Here is a 20,542-nt window from a genome sequence, read left to right on the forward strand (position 1 = left end):
ACCTGGACTGCACATCAACCACCAAGTGGAGAGGAGCCATGACGTCATACCTGACGGGTACCGACCGATCCGGAAGCGTGCTGCTGGCGATATCGGCTGGACTATCGCAGGACCTCGCTTACTCGCCGTTCGGCAGCACCGTGTCGCCGTCTGTGGACGACGTTACCTTGCCCGGCTTCAATGGTGAATGGTGCGACCCGCTGTGGGGGGTCACGCATCTCGGAAATGGGTATCGCGCCTATAGCCCGACTTTGATGCGCTTCAGTTGTCCGGACAGCGAAAGTCCGTTCGGAAAGGGGGGTATTAATGCCTACGCGTATTGCGGAAGCGACCCTGTCAACAACATCGACCCAAGTGGCCAACAGTGGATCATCGGCGCGTTGATCGGGGCGGTTCGGGCCACAAGACGAGCGCTCACGGCGACCGCCGCGACTGCGGGAAAAGCAACCGTTGGTTTTGCGACATCCACTACGGGGCAGCTGGTCGGAATTGGCAGCGGCCTCGTATCGACAGCCATGAATATTGGCGCCTCACATGCAGACAACCCGAATGCGAAAAAAGCACTCAGCATATTGGGCATTGCTTTCGGCGCAACGACGACTTTGTCAGTCGTTACAAACGTCTACTTTGTCTGGAGCCTCCGTAGGCAAGCCAGGGCAGCCGCCAGACGTGCCGCTGCAACCGTTCAACAGCAAGTCAGGGTCAACGTCTACACAGGCGGTAGGGGCAGCGATATCGAGCTGAACGAAATCAGGCATATCGACAGTCCGCAAGTGAGCATGGACGGCCCGCCTGACTACGCGCCGCAAAGCGTCGAAACGCAGACCGAGGCAACGTCGTCAAGGACGGCAGCCACGCAGACCGACGCACCATCGCCATGGGAGACATCGCCCTCGAACACAACTGATACTGACGAACAAGCTGAAGCGTCTAGCTCTCCCAATCGCAGTGCTCGCCGCCACTCCTCTCCCGCCGCCTTTTCGCACTTCGATATTCAAAGCGGGCATGAACCGAAAATATCGGGCATCAGAATTATGGAGGATCCTGGATCGACGAGGCTATAACGTATTGGACTACGGCTGTGCGATCTTCGTTACCAGTGAGCGCAAATTGCGCGCAAGCCGGCAGGCGGCAAGATCCCACGCCGCGCATCCAACGGTCTTAAAAGCGCACGCGGCGCGGGCACCGTCGGCGCTGCCATGCCTTGCGGCTAGCGCGGCGGCAATCCCCGTGACCTTCCCCCACTCCACCCTCGCTTGAATCAAATCCCCCGCCTCATGCTTCGCGCCTGCCGGATCATCGACGAAAACCGTACTGCCGCGCAGCGTCCGCGGCCCAAGCTCCGCCATATCCGGCCTGAACGCGCCGACACCGACGACGAGCCGCCCTTCTCGCGGCGCTTCGTCATACACCGGAGTACGGCTCGTGGTGAGCGTAATCACGAGATCGACCGAATCAGGCACAGGCTCATTGACCATCGGCTGTAATCGCCGCGCCTTTCCCACATGCGCTTCGCAAAACGCCTGCGCGCGCTCCGGCACACTCCCCCGCACGCGCACCAGCGCATCCGGATACAACTCGCCGATCGCCTCCAGGTGATTCACCGCCTGCATCCCGGTACCGATCAGCAGCACATCGCGCGGCTCAACACGGCTCAACGTGCGCACACCCAACATCGACATCGCCGCGGTACGACGTCCAGTCACCGTCGGCCCATCCAGAATAAACAGCATCTCCCCGGTATCGGGCTCAATCGCCATCACCTGCCCATGAATCGTCGGCAGGCCGCGCTCCCGATTACGCGGGCACACATTGACCAGCTTGTGAATCGCCAGATCACGCGCAGTCGCCGGCATCGACAGCAGCACGCCATCGTCGTTCAGCGGCACGACCAGCCGCTCAGGACTCGTGATGCGCCCCTCCGCATAGTCGGCAACCGCAGTCGCCAGCGCATCGACCAGCGCCGGATAAGGCGTAAGCCGCGCAGTCGCGGCAGCGTCAAAAATGTCCATCACCGCACCAGGAATCCATACGCCAACGGGTCCCGCTCATCGACAATCCAGTTTGCAAACCCGCAAATAAACGCATCGCCTTCGATCTCCGGAATCACCGCATCGAACCGATCGAGCTTCGTCTCGCGCAACACGCGCCCGCGGAAGATCGTGCCGATTACCGATTCATTGACAAGCGTCTGCCCTTCCTTCAACTGCCCGCGCAAATAGAGTTGCGCGACACGCCCCGCGGTACCCGACCCGGTCGGTGACCGATCGACCTCGCGATCCGCAAACACGCAGCAATTCGCCTGCGTCGACCCGGCGTGCCTCGGCGCGTTATCGACAATCGTCCCATAAACATGATTGATCTCGGGAATGAGCGGATGCTGCACTTTGACCGCCTCATTCACCGCACGCTTTACTTCCGCGCCGAAGCGAATCAGCCTTTCGATCTCCGATTCCCGCACCGCAAGTTCGAACGGCACCCCGGACGTATAGAAGTAAAACGCGCCGCCAAACGCGATATCGCCACGCACCTCACCGAAGCTCGGCGTGCGTACGGTCACATCCCGCTCCCAGATAAACGACGGAACGTTGACAAACCGCACGCTGCCCGCGTGCGTGCCGTCCCATTTGACAAACGCTTCGATAAACCCGCACGGCGCGTCGATGCCGACGCGCGTTTCCGGCTCGGTCCGCTCGACCCAGCCGAGTGACACCGCTGCCGTCGCAAGCGCAATCACGCCGTGACCGCAATGATCGCTATATCCCTCGTTATGAACAAAGATGATGCCGAAATCCGCGCCTTCACTGACTGCGTCGGTCAGATACCCGCCATACATGTCGGCATGCCCGCGCGGCTCGAGAATCAGTGCGCGGCGCAGATGGTCCGCATGTTCCTTGAGCCAGGCGCGCCGCTCCACGATCGTCTTCCCCGGAATTTTCGGCAACCCACTGGTGACGATCCGAAATGGCTCGCCCGCCGTGTGCACTTCAACCGTGCTGATGACGCGGTTCAGTTTCATGATCGTGCGCCGCCCTGCATCGCGCGCGGCAACTCGAACGATTGATCCTTTATGCAGACCATTGTTGTCTCCGACTCGACCTGTTCTATACTGGTGCTGAATGTAGACCAGCCTTGGTTCCATATCAACCAATTTCAAAATTTGCGTGCTCAAACTGGTCAGATTTCTGATCAGTCGTGTGTGCGTGTTGCGAATCCGGTCATGACATTGCTGCCACCAGACAACCCTTTTCGACCCAAGCAGATCTACGAGCAGGTCGCCGAGCGAATGCGTATAGACATCCGCACTGGTCAGTTCGCGCCCGAATCGCGCCTGCCGTCCGAGCGCGAACTGGCTGCGCGCTTCGGCGTCGGCCGGCCCGCGGTGCGCGAGGCGATTGGTGCGCTGCAGAACGAAGGGCTGGTGTTGACGCGGCGCAACTCCGGCACCTACGTGTGCAGCGACGCGCCGCAGCGGCTCGCGACCGCTCCCGCGACCGGCGGCGCGCCGTCTGGTGCCGACTTCAGCCCCACCTCCGCGCTCGACGTGCGCTCGGTGCTCGAACCGGCGATCGCGCGGCGTGCCGCGATGCACGCGCAGCGCGATGCGATCGCCGAGCATTACCTCGCACAGATGGACTCGATCACCGATGTCAACGATGCCGCGCAACGCGCGCTGTGGAACGACAGCGACCGGCTGTTCCACCGCCAGCTCGCAGTGATGACCGGCGACGCACTGTTCGTGAAAATCGCCGACGAAGTCGCGAAGGCAATGAACCAGCCGCTGTGGAAGCGGCTGAAGGACGACGCGATCTACGACATCGGCCGCATTCGCCTCTATGTGTCCGAGCACCGGCTGATCTACGAGGCGATCGTCAACGGAGATGGCGACGCGGCGGCGTTCTATGTCGAGCAGCACATCATGCGCGTGCGCCGGGATATTGCACCCAAATGAGTGCACCCAAATGAGCGCACCCCAATGAGCGCCAGCGAATGAGCGCCTCCCCGCGGCCGCACCGAAGTCATCGCATCAAGATGAGCACACTCGAGCCGGGCAAGCCGAGCTAAATCATGCGTATCGAAGTGAAGCGGACGCTGCGTTGCGACCGCGCAATGTGTTACGCGTCAATCCAGTAGTCATCCTGATGCATTGTGCATCCCATTCCTCGCTAGAATACGCATCAGGCGCCAATGCCAAATGAATAACTCAACGACTGAACAATCATCCAGCATGTCCACCGACGCCCAATCCCCGGATTCCCTCGCAGTCGCGGAACGCGTGCGCGAACTGATGAGCCGGCATGGCATCGCGAAGCGCCAGCAGACCAGTGAGTTGTGCCGCATTCTGGACCTGAGCTTTTCGCAAGGCCATCGCAAATTGCGCGGCAATAGCCCGTGGACGTTGTCGCAAATCCGCAAAGTCGCCGAGGTGTTCGACGAACCGGCCGCGCAGCTGTTCGGCGCGCAGACGCTCGATCCCGGCATGGTCGGCGCAACCGCCCAGGAAGCGACGTTCTCGATCGGTTCGGTCGAGCTCGCCTGCATCGCGTGGGTCGGTGCGCCGATCGAACCCGGCAGCCGCCCGGAATTCATCGCGTGGGTCAAGCACGACCAGTGGCGCGTCGTGCGCTGCGACGGCGCGCTTTACCAGAACGCGTTCGAAGTGCACAAGATCGAGATTTACCCGCGCCGCGCGGAAAGCGACAAGCCGCTGATCGCCGTCGTCGACGACGACCGTGCATCCGCCGACAACCTGCGCGATTACCTGGAGCGCAGCGGCTACGCGGCCGTCGCAATCTACGGTCTCGCGGCGTTCAACGAATCGCTGCAGGCGCAGGTGTTCGACGGTGTCGTGATCGACTGGCTGTTCGGCAATCAGACGTCCGCGCAGGCGATTCGCGCGGTGCGCGCGTCTGAAAACCCGGATGCGCCGGTTTTCGTGCTGACCGGCGAACTGCTGACCGGCAAGGCCAGCGAATCGGATATCAGCGAGATCGTGCGCACATTCGATGTCGCCTGCTATGAAAAGCCCGCGCGGATGGCCATCCTCGTTGCCGATCTGTCCAAACGGCTGCGGCGCTTATAAGCGCTCATCACGCGACTGCGGCCGCACCGCCGCTCCGCCCGGTCAGCGCACGCTGGATCGCGGCCTGCAGCACGTCGTAGCGCACCGGCTTGGTCAGATAGTCGAAGAAAAGATCGGCGGCCGCGTGCATCTGCAATCCGGGCGTGTAAGCGGTCACCGCGATCACGGGCACATGCTGCGCACGCGCATCGTGCGCGGCAAACTCATGGATGAACGCATAGCCGTCCTTGTCCGGCATCTGCAGGTCGAGCAGGATCAACTCGCACTGCCGCGTCGCAAGCCATTCGTGCGCGGCGTCCGCGCTGCCCACCACCGCGCCGCCGTAACCCATATGCTCGACCATCTCGCATAGCGACTCGCGCACCAGCTGATTGTCGTCGACGATCAGCACGCGCGGCCGCGCGCCGCGCTGCTGCGCATGCGCTGCCACGCGCGGCGCCACCGGTGGCGCGACCGGCTTCACCGGAATCGTCACCGTGAACGTCGTGCCTTCGCCGATGCGGCTGTCCACCGCAATCCGGCCGCCGAACAGATCGACGAGACCCTGGACAATCGCCAGTCCCATCCCCGCGCCATCGAAACGCCGCGTACGCCGCTCGTCGAGACGAGTGAACTCCTTGAAAATCAAAGGAATCTGCTCGGTCGGTACGCCTGGTCCGGTATCGCGGACGACGACCGCCAGCGCATCCGCATGCTGCTCGAAACGCAGCGTGACGGCGCCTCGCTCGGTATAACGGATCGCATTCGTCACCAGGTTGGTGACGATCTGCCGGATTCGATGCGGGTCCGACTCGACCAGGCCGGCGACGCCGCTCGCGCCGCTCTCGAACGCCAGACCGCGCGCATGCGCCGCCGGTTCGCTCTCATCGACCACCGACGCAAGCAACTCGCGTGGGTCGAACTGCTCATGCCGCAGTTCGAGCTTGCCCGCGCCGAGGCGTGCGTAATCGGTCAGATCCTTCATCTGGGTCTCGAGCTGCCGCGCGGCGGTCTCGAGGCGCCGGATCACCTTGCGATCCGCGTCGGAATGGACCGTGAAGCCAAGCAACTCGATCGACGACACGATTGCGTGCAGCGGTGTGCGCAACTCATGACTGATCATGCCGAGGAACGCGTCCTTCGCAAGACTTGCTTCGCGCGCCGCCTGGGTCGCCTCATGCTCGGCATCGAGCGCCGCGCGTTGCTGCTGGATCAGCTTCGTGCGGCGCCGCGCGTTCACGACCAGTTGCACGCTCGCGGCCGCGGACAGCATCAGCAGCACGACGCCGGCAACGAACAGCAAGCGCCGCTTCGCGATGAAATCCGTGCTCAGCGCCGCGCGGTCCGCCACTTCGGAAAAGCGGCGGCTCAAGGCGAGATCGTTGAGTTTTTCCCAGTGACGGCGCAATTCCAGCACGATCTTGTCCGCCAGCATCGGGTCGCGCGGCAGCGCATCGAGCGTCGGCTCGAGTGCGTCGAGCATCGCGGTCAGCTTCTGGATTTCCAGTTGCTGCTGCTCCGCAAGCGCCGCCTGAGCGGCGAGCTGGCGCGTCGAACCCGCCATCACGCGCAGCTTCGACTGCAGCAGGTGATACTGCAGCCGCAACTGCGCATAGTTGCCGTCGATACCCGTTTCGTACTGCAGCAGCTGGCTCTCGAGCCGCGCGTAAGCGATCTGCAGTTGCGCGGCGTCCCAGTAGAAGCCGTCATAGGCGGCGGCGCGCTCGGTCAAGCGCGGGTTGAGCAGCGACGAATACAGCAGGTAGCCGATCGCCGCAGTTGGCGCGGCGAGCGCGGTCAGCCAGATCAGCGCATAGACGACACGCCGCCGCCACGGATGTGGCGAGCGGCGCGTCAGCGGTTGCACGGTGGCGCACGCAGTGGTCGACGGGTCCGCGGCGGGCTGACCATCGGCCGGCTTGTCCGTGGCGGACCGCCCCGTGGCTGGGTGTCCGTCACGCGGCCGCCCCGTGGTTGCGCACCCGTCATCCGGCCGCCTCGCGGACGGCTGTCTGTCGGATGGCCGCCCCATCACTTGACGATCAGAGCCTTGATCTGCCATACGAATTTCGCATCGGCCGTCGCGCCGGTCAGTTCCGCCGGGTATGCGTCGCGCGGATAAATCAGAAAGAGCGGCCCGAAATCGCTGATCTTCAGCCGCTTGCCGTTCATGCTATACGCGACGATCACACCATAGTGCCCGGTGTCCGACAGCGGCACGGTGTACGTGTAGTCATCGTAGGTGTGCACCTCAACACGATCGCCATACGCGCCCACCTTCGTCAGAATATCCGCGAGCAATGGGCCCGTGAAGGTCGACCTCGGCGTCCACGATGTCGACGTCGTAATCGAATGCGACGGCAACGCGAGAATCTGCGCCTCCGAAAAGTGGAACACATGATGCCCGGCGTCGTTCGTCCGCTCGATCTTGCCGGAGACATCGAGCGACATCGGTGTCGCACGCGCTGTTGCCGCGCAGCATGCGAGCAGCGCAATCATAAGCCCGTAAGAGGCGGTCCTTATCGTGCGGCGCGTAGGCCGCGCTATCCCGTGTGTTTCCCGCATGGTCTGGCCTTTTCTTTTTCCATTGTTTGTTGTGGTTCGCCGCGCGCATCGGCAGTTCGAAGCACGTTTTCGGTGAACCGCATGCATAATATCGCCTCCATCCCGAAAAAGCCGGCCGATAGGCCGCCGATACGCGCATCGAACCATCAGCCCCTTTTGAACCTGCGCTCGCGCCCCTGAACCTCAACCGCGCCACTGAACGCAAACGAACGCCAGCCATGAAAAAGCCCGTTCTCCCGCTCACTTACGAACAGCTCGACCACTGGATCGAATCGCTACAGCCAGCCTTGCTGACCGAAGAGTTTTCGGCCGCGATCGGCATTCTGCGCGGTGGCGCGCCGCTCGCGTTGATGGCGTCGCACAGCATCGGCGTACCGGTCGCGTTCCTGAGCTACGACCGCCGTGCCCGGTACGTGACGTGGGATTCGTCACTGCCGCTGCCGTCGCCGGGTTCGAAAGTGCTGCTATGCGAAGACATTGCGGGCCGCGGCTTCACGCTGGTCGATTGCATCGCGTTTCTCGAGCAGCATGGCCTGGTCGTGAAGACGCTGACCGGCGCGTTCGACGAACTGAGCCGCATCCGTCCGGACTTCGCGAACGATGCGACCGGCTATTTCGCGCTGTTCCCGTGGGAGCGTCAGGCGTATACCGAGGGCTATCGCGAGGACTGGCTGCAAGTCGAAGCCGGCGATGTGAAGGCGATGGCGAAGGATCACGAATATGCGACCTACGCGATCGACCTCGACGGCATTCTGCTGCCGGACGTGCCGCTGTCCCGCTATGACGCGGACCTGTCCGCGGCGCTCAGCGAACGCGATGCGCTGCAGCCGTTCGACGTGCTGCCGGGCATCGATCTCGAACATGTGCGCGCGGTGATCACCGGGCGTCCGCAGACCGACGTCGACCGCACCCGCGCGTGGCTCGAGCGCCACGGCTTCGGCCATCTCGAACTGGTGATGCGCGTGCCCGACGCGCACGACGAAACGCCAATGGGGGCAGCGGCTCACAAGGCCGCCGCTGCGTTGCGCTGCGGTGTCACGCATTTTATCGAGAGCGATCCGGTGCAGGCGATGCGCATCGCCCAGGCGGCGCCGCTGCTGCGCGTAATCTGGTGGGATGCGGCGACGCGGACCGGCACGCTGGTGAGCGCATCAAGCTGGCGCTAGTTGAGATGTTCTGGCGCAATACCGCCGGGCGCGTACACCGCAAGTCATCCACGCCCGCTTTCGTTCAGGCAGTGCCGCTTCGTTCATTGCGCGTCGTCAGCCGGCTCCAGCGCATCCCCTAACTCCAGATGCCGCGCCGCGCGTTGCGACGCGACGACGATCAGCTTCATCGTTGCGCGCGTCGCACCGACGAACAGCTTGCGCGCGCTGCGCTCGTCGAAGGTATCGAAATCCACTTCGGTGAGAATCACGCAAGGCGCGGCCTGCCCCTTGAAACGGTAGATCGATTCGAGCAGCACGTCGCCGTCGCGGTACTCGGGGCTGCCGAACAGATCGTATTTGCCGGTGAAGCTGCGCAGCCGGTGCGGGCCCAACTGGTCAAGCGCCGCAAGCACCGAGCCTTCGCGCCCGCGAAACGACAGCACGACGATGTCCTGTTTGCGAAAACCAAGCGATAGCGCCTGCGTAATCGCACGTTTGGTCGCGTCGACGCAGCTTTGCCCGGCGTCATCTTCGTCGTAGGTCGACAGCGCGATGTCGGAGCCGTCGAATGGACTTGCCGCGGTGAGCCCCGCCGCGAGCGGCACGGACGCGCCGACGACGTCGCGCAGGTAGTCGAGAATGTCGCGCGGACTGCGGTAGTTCGTCGATTCCTTCAGCACGGTCCAGCCCGGCAACGCGACGGGTTCGCGCATATACAGGTTCTGCAACGGATCCTCCAGCCACCACCACGCGCCGCCTGGCCGCAGCACACGTTCGAGCGGCGGCACCCAGGTCTCGCGGAAATCCTGCCCTTCGTCGACGATCAACACATCGAATTGCCAGCCTGCGTCGATTGGCGTTTGCGCGAACACCGTTTCGAGTTGCTCGAACACGTCAGGCGACGCGAAATCCGGCGCGCGGCCGCTGTCGCGCGCAATCCAGTCGCACAGCTGGTGATAGTTCGCGACCTTCGCCTCGGGCGGTGCGACGCGCGCAATGTGATCGGCCAGCGGACGGTTGAAGCACACGTATAGCGGCCGTTCGCCGCGCGCGACCGCGTCTTTCATCACCTGCACGGCGAGCTGCGTCTTGCCGGAGCCGGCAGTGCCGATCACGCGCAGCCGGAACGGCGCGAACTCGAGGCGCCGCGCCCACGTCGCGAGACCGCCGGCGAGGCGCGTGACGAGCGTACCCGCCTGCCCGACGAGCGCACTCGCATCGGGCGTGAGCGACAGTTCGTCGGCGAGGAAATGATGAATTTTCGGCGCGCAGGGCAAACGCGGCTCATCGGCTGGCAGCGCGTCGCGGATAATCGCCGCGAGCCGCTCCTTGCGCGCCGCATCGACGATTCGTGACGGGTCCACCCCCGCGATCGCCGCATCTTTCACCCGATGATCAGGGCAGTACAGCAGCCCTTCGATGAAATACGCGCCCGCGCCGAATGCCGCGGTGAACCGCCGGTGCAATCCTTCGACGGTGCGTGCGAGCGCGATCGCGACATTGCGCTCGGTCTGCAGATACGCCTTCACAAGCCCCTTCGGGGTTTCGCGCAGGAAGCCAGTTTTCTGCTCGATGATCACCACGCGTCCCGATGGCCCGACAATTACGAAATTCGCTTCGCCGTAGACCGAAAAGCCGTCGTTGACGCGTGTCCAGTGCACGCCGTGATACACCGTGTAGCCGGCGGGCAGCGCCTGTTCGAGCAGCGCGAGCGTTTCGCTCTCGCGCGCCGCGGCGCCGGTGGCGGCGACATGCTTCCAGTCGTCGGGAACGATACGGGCCATGCAATGCCTCGTCGTGATGGACTTCGATGGGTGGCTGTGGGTGTGCCTGGTGCGTCTGCGGGTCCCCGCCGTTGCCGCCTCGCGAGGGACCGCTCATTGTACGCAATGCGAATCGCAGCATGCTTCGAGCTTCGGTAGGATGATTTCGCTTCGTGTATCGTTAACCGTCGAACGCCGCGCGCGCGCGTGGCTTGCCAAACTGTAATGTCAGAAGGGACTTTTGCCGGTGATCAGAATCTGGGGACGCAGTAACTCCGTCAACGTTCAGAAAGTGTTGTGGTGCTGTGACGAACTGGTGCTGCCGTACGAACGCATCGATGCAGGCCTGCAATTCGGGCGCAATAACGAGCCCGAGTATCTTGCGATGAATCCGACGGGCCGCATTCCGACGCTCGTCGATGGCGACTATGTACTGTGGGAATCGCACTCCATCGTGCGCTATCTGACGATGCAGTATGGGGAATCGAGCAGCCTCTATCCCACCGACGCGAAGGCGCGCGCCAGTATCGACCGCTGGCTCGACTGGACGCTCGCGATGCTGGTGCCCGCCGAGCGCCCCGTGTTTCTCGCGGTGGTGCGTACCCCCGCGGAACAACGCGATGCCGCGAAGCTCGCCGCCGACATCGACGCGGTCGCGGCACTGTGGAAAATGATCGACGCGCAATTGCAGGGGCGCTTTCATATCGAAGGCGAGAAGTTCACGCTCGCCGATATCGTGATCGGCTCATATGCGAAGCGCTGGTTTGGTCTCGAAGGTGTCGAACGGCCGCCGTTGCCGAATCTCGAACGCTGGTACCTGCGTCTCGCGACGCGCTCCGGTTTCCGCAAATACATTGACTTCCCGCTCACCTGATTGCTGAGCGCCGCGACTGTGCGCGTCACCGGCGCGCACAGTCGCGGCGCAGCATCACTTTGCACGCTAAACCGATGACCATCACGCTTTACGCCTGGGCCACACCGAACGGACGCAAGATCAGCGTCGCGCTCGAAGAAATGGGACTTCCGTACACCGTCAAGCCGATCAACATCGGCAATAACGAGCAGTTCCAGGCCGAATTCCTGAGCATCAGCCCGAACAACAAGATCCCGGCGATCGTCGACCCGCAGGGACCCGATGGTCAGCCGATCAGCGTGTTCGAATCGGGTGCGATTCTGCTTTATCTCGGCGAGAAAACCGGCAAATTCCTGCCGAAAAGCCTGCGCGACCGCGTGCCAGTGCTCGAATGGCTGATGTGGCAGATGGGCGGCTTCGGGCCGATGCCCGGCCAGGTTCATCACTTTGCCGCACTGGAATCCGAAAGCGACCGTCAATACGGGCTCAAGCGCTTTTCCGCGGAAACGAGGCGGCTTTACGGGGTGCTCGACGAACGTCTCGGCAAAACGGAATACGTTGCGGGAGACCTTTCCATTGCCGATTTCGCGATTCTGGGCTGGGCGTGGCGCCACGAACGCCATAAGGTCGATCTCGCCGACTACCCGAATGTGCAGCGCTGGTATCAGATGATGTTCGCGCGACCGGCGGTGCAGCGCGGCTTCGACGTGAAGCTCGACTGAATCCACGCACGCGCGGGCCATTTATAATTCAGCGCATGAAAAATGCAAAGGCCTCCGCGGCCGCCGAAAAACCGACATCTGGCCGCGCCCACGCGGCGCACGCCGGACATCACCATCCCGCCTCGTCTGAGGCGGCGCTCGCGCTTGCGGACGAATACTGTCGCGAGCGCGGCGAAAAGTTGACGCCGCTGCGCCGCAAGGTGCTCGAGCTGCTGCTAACCTCGGGCCGCGCGACCAAAGCGTATTCGCTGCTCGACGAGATGCGCCAGATTCACCCCGGTTCGGCGCCGCCGACCGTCTATCGCGCGTTGGACTTCCTGTTAGCCGCCGGCCTCGTGCACCGGATCGAATCGATCAATGCATTCACGGTTTGCCACGACCTGACGCAATGCCAGCACGGCATGCTGGTGGTGTGCCAGCAATGCGGCAGCGTGGCCGAATTGCATCAGCCGAAACTGCGCGAAGCGCTGATGGCGCAAGTCGCCCATGCGGGCTACCGGCTCGCCGGTGAAGAAATCGAACTGAAGGGACTATGCGCGGACTGCCAGGCAGCGCAGGCGGCTGCCAGCAATTGACGCGGTTCACCGGCGCCAAAAACGGGGCGCTAGCCAATCGACACCGGCAACGCGCAGCCGCATGTCAATCGACTAAACGGCACGCCGTCCGCTGCAAACGGCGCGAAATACCGGCGCCGTGGCATTAACCCGCCGCGCGCGCGCCGATGGCGTCGTGCAGTATCGTCACCAGTGTTTCGGGACGCGCCGGTTTCGTCATGAAGTGCTGGAACCCCTCGCCGATGCTGCGCAGCCGATAGGCTTCGTCGGTATGGCCGGTAATCGCGATCGCCACCGCCGGTGCGTGGTCGCCCCGAATCTCGTGATCGCGCAACCGCTGGATCAGATAGAAACCATCCATTGCGGGTAAGTCGATGTCGCACACGACCGCGTCGGGCATCACACGCACCGCCGCTTCGACTCCCTCCTCCGCATCCGACACCGCCACCACATGTGCGCCTTCGGATTCCAGCAAACTCTTGAGCGACTCGCGATTTTGCGGGTCATCTTCTACTAGCACGATCGTCGCCTGATCGAGCCTTAATACACCGTTCATTTTTACGTTGTTACCCAAAAAGCTGTTTGTGCAGCTGTTTATGCATTCTGACGTGGTTGTCAGGCACCTGCACCGCGCCAGCGCCGACAGCGAATGACTGTACGACTTTCACTTTCTTGCACTTTTACATGACGTTCTTGCACAGACCTCGGGCGCGCTGCTCGCCGTTTGATCTATTCCAAATCTACGTCCATTGACCCAACTGCGTCCGACGAGTTGCAAGGAAGTGTACGCTGCTGCGCAGTGCGCCGCAGCGACGCGGGCGATGCCACCATAACCGAACATTAAGGCGCGCGCATGACCGGACAGACCCTGCACAATGCTCGATGCGGTGCGCGATGATTGTCGAGATGGCGCAGTTGTGCCGAAATCGCACGCCCAGCCTCTTTCAGCAACGCGACGTAATGCGCTTTCGTATCCGCGCCGCAACGCATGCCTGGAAACGATATCGAAAGCCCTGCGATTACGTGCCCGAATCGGTCGAACACCGGTACCGCGATGCATTGCAGCCCTTCCTCCTGCTCTTCGTTGTCCTCGTCAAAACCTGGCTCCTTCACATGCGGCAGGATGCTCAGCACGGCGTCGGCCGACGCCAGCGTTTTCGGCGTCGACTTACGGAATACCACCTGTGAGAGCATGTTGCGTGCCTCGCGGGGCTCCATCCACGCGAGCAGCACCTTGCCGATCGCCGTGCTAGCGGGTTGCGACGGCCGCGCATTAGAACATGAAAAAGTCGGTTTTCGGAACATCGATCCAAAATTGTTCGCCCACCTTAACTGATGCTAAAACGCGTGTCCGTGCCCATGCAATACAGGTATGCAATAAACATACATGATCCCAGGTGTAAACGATGAGGGGAAATCATCGTATTTTTAGAACGCTGTTTCACGTCGGTGCTAAATTGCAGTCCAGCAACGTTCGGGCGCACGACGCCTGGCATTGCGACTTATAACAACCGCTCGGGCACGACCCGTCCGTGGAGGAGCACTCCGGCATGAAGATCAAGCAGGCAATCGACCGTATCCCAGGCGGACTGATGCTGGTCCCACTGCTGCTCGGCGCATGTGTGCACACGTTCGCCCCGCATGCGGGCAAGTCCCTCGGCTCGTTTTCGAACGCGCTGATTACCGGCACGCTGCCGATTCTCGCAGTCTGGTTTTTCTGCATGGGCGCGAGCATCAGTCTGAAGGCAACGCCGATCGTGCTGCGCAAAAGCGGCGTGCTGGTGGTCACCAAAGTGGTGACCGCGGCGCTCGCTGGCGTGATTGCGTCGCACTTCCTGCCGCCGGGCGGCATCACATCAGGATTTTTCACCGGACTCTCGGCGCTCACCGTGATCTGCGTGATGAACGAAACAAACGGCGGCCTCTATATGGCGCTGATGCAGCAGTACGGAACGAAGGAAGAGGCTGGCGCGTTCTGCCTGATGTCGCTCGAATCCGGACCGTTCATGACGATGGTGACGCTCGGTATTGCGGGCCTCGCGAGCTTCCCGTATGAGACGCTGTTCGGTGCGCTGCTGCCGTTTCTGATCGGCTTCCTGCTTGGCAATCTCGACCCGGAATTGCGCCGCTTCTTCGGTTCGGCCGTGCCGGTGATGGTGCCGTTTTTCGCGTTCGCGCTCGGCAATAACCTTGATTTCGCCGTGATTCTGAACACCGGACTGCTCGGCATTCTGGTCGGCATCTGCGTGATGATTGTGACGGGCACGACGCTGGTGCTCGCCGATATCTTCCTTGCAAAAGGCAATGGCACAGCGGGTATTGGCGCATCGTCGACAGCCGGCGCGGCGGTCGCGGTGCCGCAGATCATCGCGGGTATCGAGCCTCGCTATGCAGCGGTTGCACCCGCTGCGACTGCGCTGGTTGCGACGTCGGTGGTCGTGACCGCGCTGCTGACGCCGATCGTCACGTCATTGTGGGCGCGCCGCTGGGGCGTGCTATCCGCGAAGTACCGCGATGCGGCGCTCGCTTCGCTCGACGCGCTCGCGCAGCCGCATGGACTCGACACGTCACTCGAGCGTCGGCCGCTCGAAGTGAGTGATCCGGCGCAAGCAATATGGCGGCCGCGCCGCGGTTGAATCAGCGAGGACCAACGCCGTTTGTCAGCAACGCCAGTGCATGGCGCGCGATATCGGCCGCCGTTAGCCGGTTGCGCGCGGGATCGTTGCGCCACGCGTTCGATGCGGCGAGCGGCAGAATTGTCAGCCCCAGTATCGAAACGAACAGCAGCGACGGCTCGAGATCGGGATTGAGACGCCCCTCTTTTTGCCACTTCGCAATACGGGAGAACGTGGTTTTCTGATGCGTGTCGCCGAAGCGCTCATTCATGCGCTTTTTCAGCAACCCGCCTTCGCTGATCACTTCGCGCACCCATAACGACGGAAACCACGGATATTCACCGGCTATCGCGACCAGCCTGTGCGCGAGTTCGGTAATGGCCGCGACCGGGTCGTCGACGTTGTCGCGAAACGCGCCGCCTAACGCATCGCGCAGCGGCGCAAAACGTTCGTCGATCAGCACGTCGATCAGTTGATCACGGGTCTTGAAGTAGTAATGGACCATCGCCGGCGTGTAGCCCGCTTCACGCGCAATCGCGCCGAGCGTCGTATCGACAATGCCCTGCCGCGCGAATAGCGCGATCGCCACGTCGAGCAGCCGCGCACGCTGCCCGGGTGCACGCGCGGCGCCCGACGGGCGGCCGGGCCGGCGCGCCGGCGCAGATTCGCCGGCCGCTTCGTATGCGGATTGCGACGCACCTTCCCGCGCCGCCGCGCGCACCGTCGAACCGCGACCCGCGCGCTTCTGCGCGCGGGCTTGCACGACCGAACTGCCCGCCGCTACCGCTTCCGGCTGCGCTGCTTTTGCCGACGCCCTTGCCGATACCTTTGCCACGGCTTTTCCCATAACGTTCGTATTTGACGAATGACTGTTTGTGGAATATATTAATCTCCGTGTTAATTAATTTCAAGTCAGTCGGCCACAACGGCTGGCTTGCCCAGCAGAAACATGGAACTGAACATGGACGCCAATCCTCCCGCTCCCGCCGAGCTCGCCGGGGAGCGTCCGCCAATCCGCCTGCTGTTTCCAGCGCTGCTGCTCGTCATGCTGCTCGCCGCACTCGACCAGACCATCGTGTCGACCGCGCTGCCGACCATCGTCGGCGATCTCGGCGGGCTCTCCAGCCTGTCGTGGGTCGTCACCGCCTACCTGCTGACGTCGACTATCGTCGTACCGCTGTATGGCAAGTTCGGCGATCTGTTCGGCCGCAAAATCGTGCTGCAAACCGCGATCGTGCTGTTCCTGATCGGCTCCGCGCTGTGCGGCATTGCGCAGAACATGACGCAGCTCGTGTTGCTGCGCGCGCTCCAGGGCCTGGGCGGTGGCGGCTTGCTCGTCATCACGATGGCTGCCATCGGCGACGTCATTGCACCGGCCGAACGCGGCCGTTATCAGGGCCTGTTCGGCGGCGTATTCGGTCTTGCCACCGTCATCGGACCGCTGCTCGGCGGCTTTCTGGTCGACCATCTGTCGTGGCGCTGGATTTTCTATATCAACGTACCGCTCGGCATTCTCGCGTTCGCGGTAATCGGCGCGGTGTTCAAGCCGCGCGTCGTGCACGTGAAGCACACGATCGACTACATGGGCGCCGCGTTCCTCGCGGGCGCGCTCACCTGCATCATTCTGTTCACCAGCGAAGGCGGCGGCCTGCTGCCGTGGTCGTCCGCGCAGTTGTGGATGACGCTCGTGCTCGGCGCGGTCTGCGTGGCGGGCTTCATTTATGAAGAGCGTCACGCGCCCGAGCCGATCCTGCCGCTCGAACTGTTCCGTCAGCGCACGTTCCTGCTCAGCAGCGCAATCGGTTTTATCGTCGGCGTATCGCTGTTCGGTTCCGTGACGTTTCTGCCGATGTACCTGCAGGTCGTGAAGAACTCGACGCCTTCGCAGGCCGGCATGCAGATGCTGCCGATCATGGGCGGCGTACTCGTGATGTCGATCATCAGTGGCCGGCTGATCAGCCGCATCGGCAAGTACCGGATCTTTCCGATCATCGGCACGCTGTGCGTCGGCGTCGGCATGGCGCTGCTGTCCACGCTGCAATTGTCGACGCCGATCCACAAGATGTATGTGTACATGGGCCTCGTCGGCTGCGGCCTTGGCATGGTGATGCAGGTGCTGATACTCGCGGTGCAGAACTCAGTCGAGTTCAGGCACCTCGGTGTCGCGACCTCGGGTGCAACCCTGTTCCGCTCGATTGGCGGTTCAGTCGGCGTCGCGGGTTTCGGCGCGATCTTCGCGAACGGCCTCGCTTCAAGATTGCAAACTTCGCTGCCGGCCGGCGCCGAGTTGCCGCATTCGCTCGGACCCGTTGCGATTCACCAACTACCCGACGCATTGCGCACTGTGTATCTTCAGGCGTTTGCGGGCGCGCTCCATACTGTCTATCTGACCGCCGCGAGTGTCGTGCTGCTCGCCTTCGCGCTGACGTGGCTGATGCAGGACCGCCCGCTACGCAAGTATTGATGCAGCTTCACGCGAGACGACTGGCGCGATCGTCACGCGCGCGCCAGTCGTTTAGCTTTTCTTATGAATTGAAAAAAGCCGCGCGCGCGAACGCGCGTTCACCGTAAAAATTCCCGGCCGCCGATCGTTCTGTGTGGGCGATGTGAAAACGTATCTGTGCGGTAGGTAACAACGGCGATTGACGCGCTGTTGGAAAAAACCCATATTTTCCTTCAGCGGCCTCGACCAGGTCTGGCCTGACCGCTTCTTCTGCGCATGTAGATCGTGAGTTCCGCGAGTCCTCGCCGATCGCTTCAACGACGATCCTGAGCATGCCGAAATGGCATCTGCCATAACGGTGGGTCGACAGCATGTCCGCTCAGATTACTCGTGACCAGAGTTTCCCCACACCGTGCCGGCGTTGCGGGGGGGTGCTCTATCAACACGTCGATTTCTGTCCGTATTGTGGAACTGATCGACCACTGGACACGGCCGGGCGCCCGCGCGCGGAGACCTCGCTGACCGCCGTTCATCCAACCCTTCGCGCGCCGCCGCAACCTGCTGCGACGGCGCTGCCTGCCGGCGAACCGGCCGCCGATCTGGCGGACTCCGACCTGCCCCCGGTAATGCCCGACGACCGGCATATTTCGCCGCTCGAGGTGCCGTCGCCGCTGTGGAAAACCACGGGCCGCTGGATCTTCACGAAGGGCCTTTTGCTCGTCTGGTTCGTTCTCGCGCTCGGTTATGCTGCCTATCTGCTGCTTGGCGATAACCGCAAACAGGAACCGGCGGCCGACGAACAGACCGCCAATTCGTCGGCCGGTTCGATCTCGCCGTACGCGTCGCAGCAACAGACCAACGTGACGCCGCCGGCCACCGATACGCATACGCAATCCGCCACGCCCAAACCGCGCGTGATGCCGCAATACAAGGATCTGCCCGACACGCTGCGTGCCGCGCGCGCCAGCTTGCAGGACAACAATCTGTCGGACGCCAGGGCCGCGGCCAACGCCGCGCTCGCGCGAGACCCCGATAACGGAGACGCACGCGCACTTCAGCGCGACATCGCCGCGCGCGAACAACGGCGCGACAACGCGCTGCAGAGCGCGGACCAGTGCGCGAGCCAGCGCGCATGGGCGTGCGTACAGAAGCAGGCGTCCGATGCGCTCGCGATCGACGCAAGCAGTCTGCATGCGCAGTCGCTGCTCGAGCGCGCAATTCTGTCGACCGGCTGGACGCCGCTGACCGCGCCTGCCGCACCGGCAACCGGCGCGCTCACTGCGCCCGCCTCCCCGGCAACGGGCGGTCCGCGCACGGTTAACGGATCGCCGCTGCCGCGCAGTGCGCGCACCATGCATCTACCTTCATCGCGCGATTGGGGCATGACGGCGCCGTCCGTGCCGAACGACTCCACTGCGTCCACGCCGCCGCCCCTCCCGAGCATCGCGAGTGCGCCGCGCGCGGTGGTTACACCGGACATCAGCAGCAGCGTCGGCGCCACCGCGCCCGCCAGCTCGACGGACGCAGCCAGCGCAGCAAGCACCGACAACGGCCTGGATGCGCAGCAACGCGCGATTCTGGAATCGGGATGGAAGCACGCCGCCCCGCCGCCGGATGCCCCGCATTAAATGTTCGGATACCAAACCATGTAGCAGGCCGCCGCATATCGACACTCAAAACGGAGGGAGACCATGCTGAAAAAGACTCTAATAGGACTGACCGGACTGTGCGCACTGCTGTTCGCAATATGCGCCGCGGCGGCAGGCGGGACAGGCGGGAATCCCGCTCACTACAAGATCGTGACCGGACCCGAGCGCGGCACGTACATTCAGATCGGCAACGACCTGTCGAAATGGGTCGCGCCACCGGCCGGCATCGACCTCGAGGTGATTCCTTCGAAAGGCTCGGCGGAAAACGTACAGCGGATGCGCTTCGAGCCGGGCGTGAAGCTCGCGCTCGTGCAATCGGATGTCTATCAGGCGTATGTCGACATGGCCAACTCAGGCAACCAGGACGCCGGCACGACGATTCGCCCGCTGCGGCTCATCATGCCGCTCTACGACGAGGAGATCTACTTCGTCGTGCGCAACGACTCGCCGATGAAAACGATCAACGAGATCAAGGACAAGGTAATCAGTGTTGGTCTGATCGGCAGCGGCACCGCACAATCGGCGACGACCCTCTACCGGTTGATGTTCAACCAGCCGATTCCCGAGCAGAACACGCAGCACCTGAGCAACGAAGACGCACTGGCCGCCTTGATCGTGAAGAAGATCGACGTCGCGATCATCGTTGCCGGACAACCGGCGAAGCTCTTCACCGACATGAACCCAGACCTGCTTCAGCAGATCCGCTTCCTGCGCGTCGATCCGAACGCGCCCGAAACGGCGCGCGCGAAGCAGACCTACTTTCCCGCGACGATACGCGTGTCGAGCTACCCGAACTGGCTGAAGGAAGACGTGCCGACGTGGACCGTCAAGGCGTTTCTTGTCACCTATGACTACAACCTGCGCGATACGGTCGGCAATCTGAATCGCTTTGCGGATTCGCTATGCGACAACTTCGACAACCTTCAGGAACACGGTCATCCGAAATGGAAGCAGGTGAAGCTCGAGTTACCGAGCCTCGGCAAGGGTTGGCAATACTATCCGCCGGTCGAGAAGCATCTGAAGGCCTGCCTTGCGCGCCGCGCCGCGATGCAGGCAGCCGCGGGATCAGGATCGGGGACGCCGGAACGCGCCGCCGCTTCGCAAAAACTGAATCGGCGGCCTTGCTCGGAACAGGAGCGGCTGCTACTTCTTTGCGGAAAATAATCAA

19 protein-coding genes and 1 pseudogene are annotated in these 20,542 nt (G+C 62.8%); 11 read left to right on the forward strand and 9 right to left on the reverse strand.

The features are described from left to right. The first annotated feature begins 38 nt into the window (after positions 1 to 38). The gene (locus BX592_RS19350) at positions 39 to 1,064 is read left to right on the forward strand and encodes an RHS repeat-associated core domain-containing protein (RefSeq protein ID WP_134193453.1); all 1,026 of its coding nucleotides are present in this window, start codon (positions 39 to 41) and stop codon (positions 1,062 to 1,064) included. Between the two features lie 9 nt (positions 1,065 to 1,073). Here the strand turns inward: BX592_RS19350 and lhpI are convergent, their stop codons facing one another. Together lhpI and lhpH are read right to left on the reverse strand one after the other, a co-directional pair. Further along, on the reverse strand, positions 1,074 to 2,012 hold the full coding sequence (gene lhpI / locus BX592_RS19355; RefSeq protein WP_134193455.1) for a bifunctional Delta(1)-pyrroline-2-carboxylate/Delta(1)-piperideine-2-carboxylate reductase: 939 nt from the start codon (positions 2,010 to 2,012) through the stop codon (positions 1,074 to 1,076). After that, the gene (gene lhpH / locus BX592_RS19360) at positions 2,012 to 3,019 is read right to left on the reverse strand and encodes a trans-3-hydroxy-L-proline dehydratase (protein WP_134193457.1); all 1,008 of its coding nucleotides are present in this window, start codon (positions 3,017 to 3,019) and stop codon (positions 2,012 to 2,014) included. The genes lhpI and lhpH overlap by 1 nt, the downstream gene beginning before the upstream one ends. A 201-nt stretch (positions 3,020 to 3,220) precedes the next feature. On the opposite strand from lhpH, the gene BX592_RS19365 reads away from it, so the two are divergent. Together BX592_RS19365 and BX592_RS19370 are read left to right on the forward strand one after the other, a co-directional pair. Next, entirely contained in the window at positions 3,221 to 3,952 is a 732-nt protein-coding gene (locus tag BX592_RS19365) for a FadR/GntR family transcriptional regulator (RefSeq protein ID WP_134193459.1), read from the forward strand. 276 nt (positions 3,953 to 4,228) lie between these two features. Then, on the forward strand, positions 4,229 to 5,083 hold the full coding sequence (locus tag BX592_RS19370) for a helix-turn-helix domain-containing protein (RefSeq protein ID WP_134193461.1): 855 nt from the start codon (positions 4,229 to 4,231) through the stop codon (positions 5,081 to 5,083). Positions 5,084 to 5,090: 7 nt separating this feature from the next. Here the strand turns inward: BX592_RS19370 and BX592_RS19375 are convergent, their stop codons facing one another. Together BX592_RS19375 and BX592_RS19380 are read right to left on the reverse strand one after the other, a co-directional pair. Continuing rightward, on the reverse strand, positions 5,091 to 6,929 hold the full coding sequence (locus BX592_RS19375; protein ID WP_243849625.1) for an ATP-binding response regulator: 1,839 nt from the start codon (positions 6,927 to 6,929) through the stop codon (positions 5,091 to 5,093). Between the two features lie 164 nt (positions 6,930 to 7,093). Continuing rightward, positions 7,094 to 7,561, reverse strand: coding sequence for a putative pterin-binding protein (locus BX592_RS19380; protein ID WP_243849626.1), 468 nt, complete (start codon positions 7,559 to 7,561; stop codon positions 7,094 to 7,096). Between the two features lie 284 nt (positions 7,562 to 7,845). On the opposite strand from BX592_RS19380, the gene BX592_RS19385 reads away from it, so the two are divergent. Then, a complete protein-coding gene (locus BX592_RS19385; protein WP_134193465.1) occupies positions 7,846 to 8,793 on the forward strand; it encodes a phosphoribosyltransferase in 948 nt (315 codons plus the stop codon). Positions 8,794 to 8,876: 83 nt separating this feature from the next. Here the strand turns inward: BX592_RS19385 and BX592_RS19390 are convergent, their stop codons facing one another. Next, positions 8,877 to 10,559 carry an ATP-binding domain-containing protein gene (locus tag BX592_RS19390; protein WP_134193467.1) on the reverse strand — a complete coding sequence of 561 codons (1,683 nt, stop codon included), beginning with the start codon at positions 10,557 to 10,559 and terminating at the stop codon, positions 8,877 to 8,879. A 226-nt stretch (positions 10,560 to 10,785) separates the two neighbouring features. Here BX592_RS19390 and BX592_RS19395 point away from each other — a divergent pair, with 226 nt between their 5' ends. From BX592_RS19395 to BX592_RS19405, 3 genes are all read left to right on the forward strand, one after another. Beyond that, positions 10,786 to 11,412 carry a glutathione S-transferase family protein gene (locus BX592_RS19395; protein ID WP_134193469.1) on the forward strand — a complete coding sequence of 209 codons (627 nt, stop codon included), beginning with the start codon at positions 10,786 to 10,788 and terminating at the stop codon, positions 11,410 to 11,412. A gap of 74 nt (positions 11,413 to 11,486) precedes the next feature. Next, entirely contained in the window at positions 11,487 to 12,113 is a 627-nt protein-coding gene (locus BX592_RS19400) for a glutathione S-transferase family protein (RefSeq protein WP_134193471.1), read from the forward strand. Between the two features lie 35 nt (positions 12,114 to 12,148). After that, positions 12,149 to 12,688, forward strand: coding sequence for a Fur family transcriptional regulator (locus BX592_RS19405; RefSeq protein WP_134193473.1), 540 nt, complete (start codon positions 12,149 to 12,151; stop codon positions 12,686 to 12,688). Between the two features lie 124 nt (positions 12,689 to 12,812). Here BX592_RS19405 and BX592_RS19410 read toward each other — a convergent pair whose 3' ends face one another. Together BX592_RS19410 and BX592_RS19415 are read right to left on the reverse strand one after the other, a co-directional pair. Beyond that, positions 12,813 to 13,223, reverse strand: a complete 411-nt coding sequence (locus BX592_RS19410) for a response regulator (protein WP_134193475.1) — start codon at positions 13,221 to 13,223, stop codon at positions 12,813 to 12,815. 284 nt (positions 13,224 to 13,507) lie between these two features. Beyond that, positions 13,508 to 13,918: pseudogene (locus tag BX592_RS19415) on the reverse strand (IclR family transcriptional regulator domain-containing protein); the annotation flags it as partial. Positions 13,919 to 14,217: 299 nt separating this feature from the next. On the opposite strand from BX592_RS19415, the gene kdgT reads away from it, so the two are divergent. Continuing rightward, entirely contained in the window at positions 14,218 to 15,303 is a 1,086-nt protein-coding gene (gene kdgT / locus BX592_RS19420) for a 2-keto-3-deoxygluconate transporter (RefSeq protein ID WP_134193477.1), read from the forward strand. Position 15,304: 1 nt separating this feature from the next. On the opposite strand, the gene BX592_RS19425 is transcribed toward kdgT, so the two are convergent. Beyond that, on the reverse strand, positions 15,305 to 16,117 hold the full coding sequence (locus BX592_RS19425) for a TetR/AcrR family transcriptional regulator (protein ID WP_243849627.1): 813 nt from the start codon (positions 16,115 to 16,117) through the stop codon (positions 15,305 to 15,307). 126 nt (positions 16,118 to 16,243) lie between these two features. Between BX592_RS19425 and BX592_RS19430 the strand changes: the two genes are divergently transcribed. After that, positions 16,244 to 17,746 carry an MDR family MFS transporter gene (locus tag BX592_RS19430; protein ID WP_134193481.1) on the forward strand — a complete coding sequence of 501 codons (1,503 nt, stop codon included), beginning with the start codon at positions 16,244 to 16,246 and terminating at the stop codon, positions 17,744 to 17,746. Positions 17,747 to 17,807: 61 nt separating this feature from the next. On the opposite strand, the gene BX592_RS19435 is transcribed toward BX592_RS19430, so the two are convergent. Beyond that, a complete protein-coding gene (locus tag BX592_RS19435; RefSeq protein WP_134193483.1) occupies positions 17,808 to 18,098 on the reverse strand; it encodes a hypothetical protein in 291 nt (96 codons plus the stop codon). Here BX592_RS19435 and BX592_RS19440 point away from each other — a divergent pair. Then, positions 18,097 to 19,353, forward strand: a complete 1,257-nt coding sequence (locus tag BX592_RS19440; protein ID WP_134193485.1) for a zinc ribbon domain-containing protein — start codon at positions 18,097 to 18,099, stop codon at positions 19,351 to 19,353. The two genes, BX592_RS19435 and BX592_RS19440, sit on opposite strands and share 2 nt — an antisense overlap. Positions 19,354 to 19,416: 63 nt before the next feature. Then, on the forward strand, positions 19,417 to 20,538 hold the full coding sequence (locus tag BX592_RS19445; protein WP_134193487.1) for a TAXI family TRAP transporter solute-binding subunit: 1,122 nt from the start codon (positions 19,417 to 19,419) through the stop codon (positions 20,536 to 20,538). The last annotated feature ends 4 nt before the right edge of the window (positions 20,539 to 20,542 follow it).

The sequence above is a fragment of the Paraburkholderia rhizosphaerae genome, assembly GCF_004366595.1.
Taxonomy (GTDB): Bacteria; Pseudomonadota; Gammaproteobacteria; order Burkholderiales; family Burkholderiaceae; genus Paraburkholderia; species Paraburkholderia rhizosphaerae.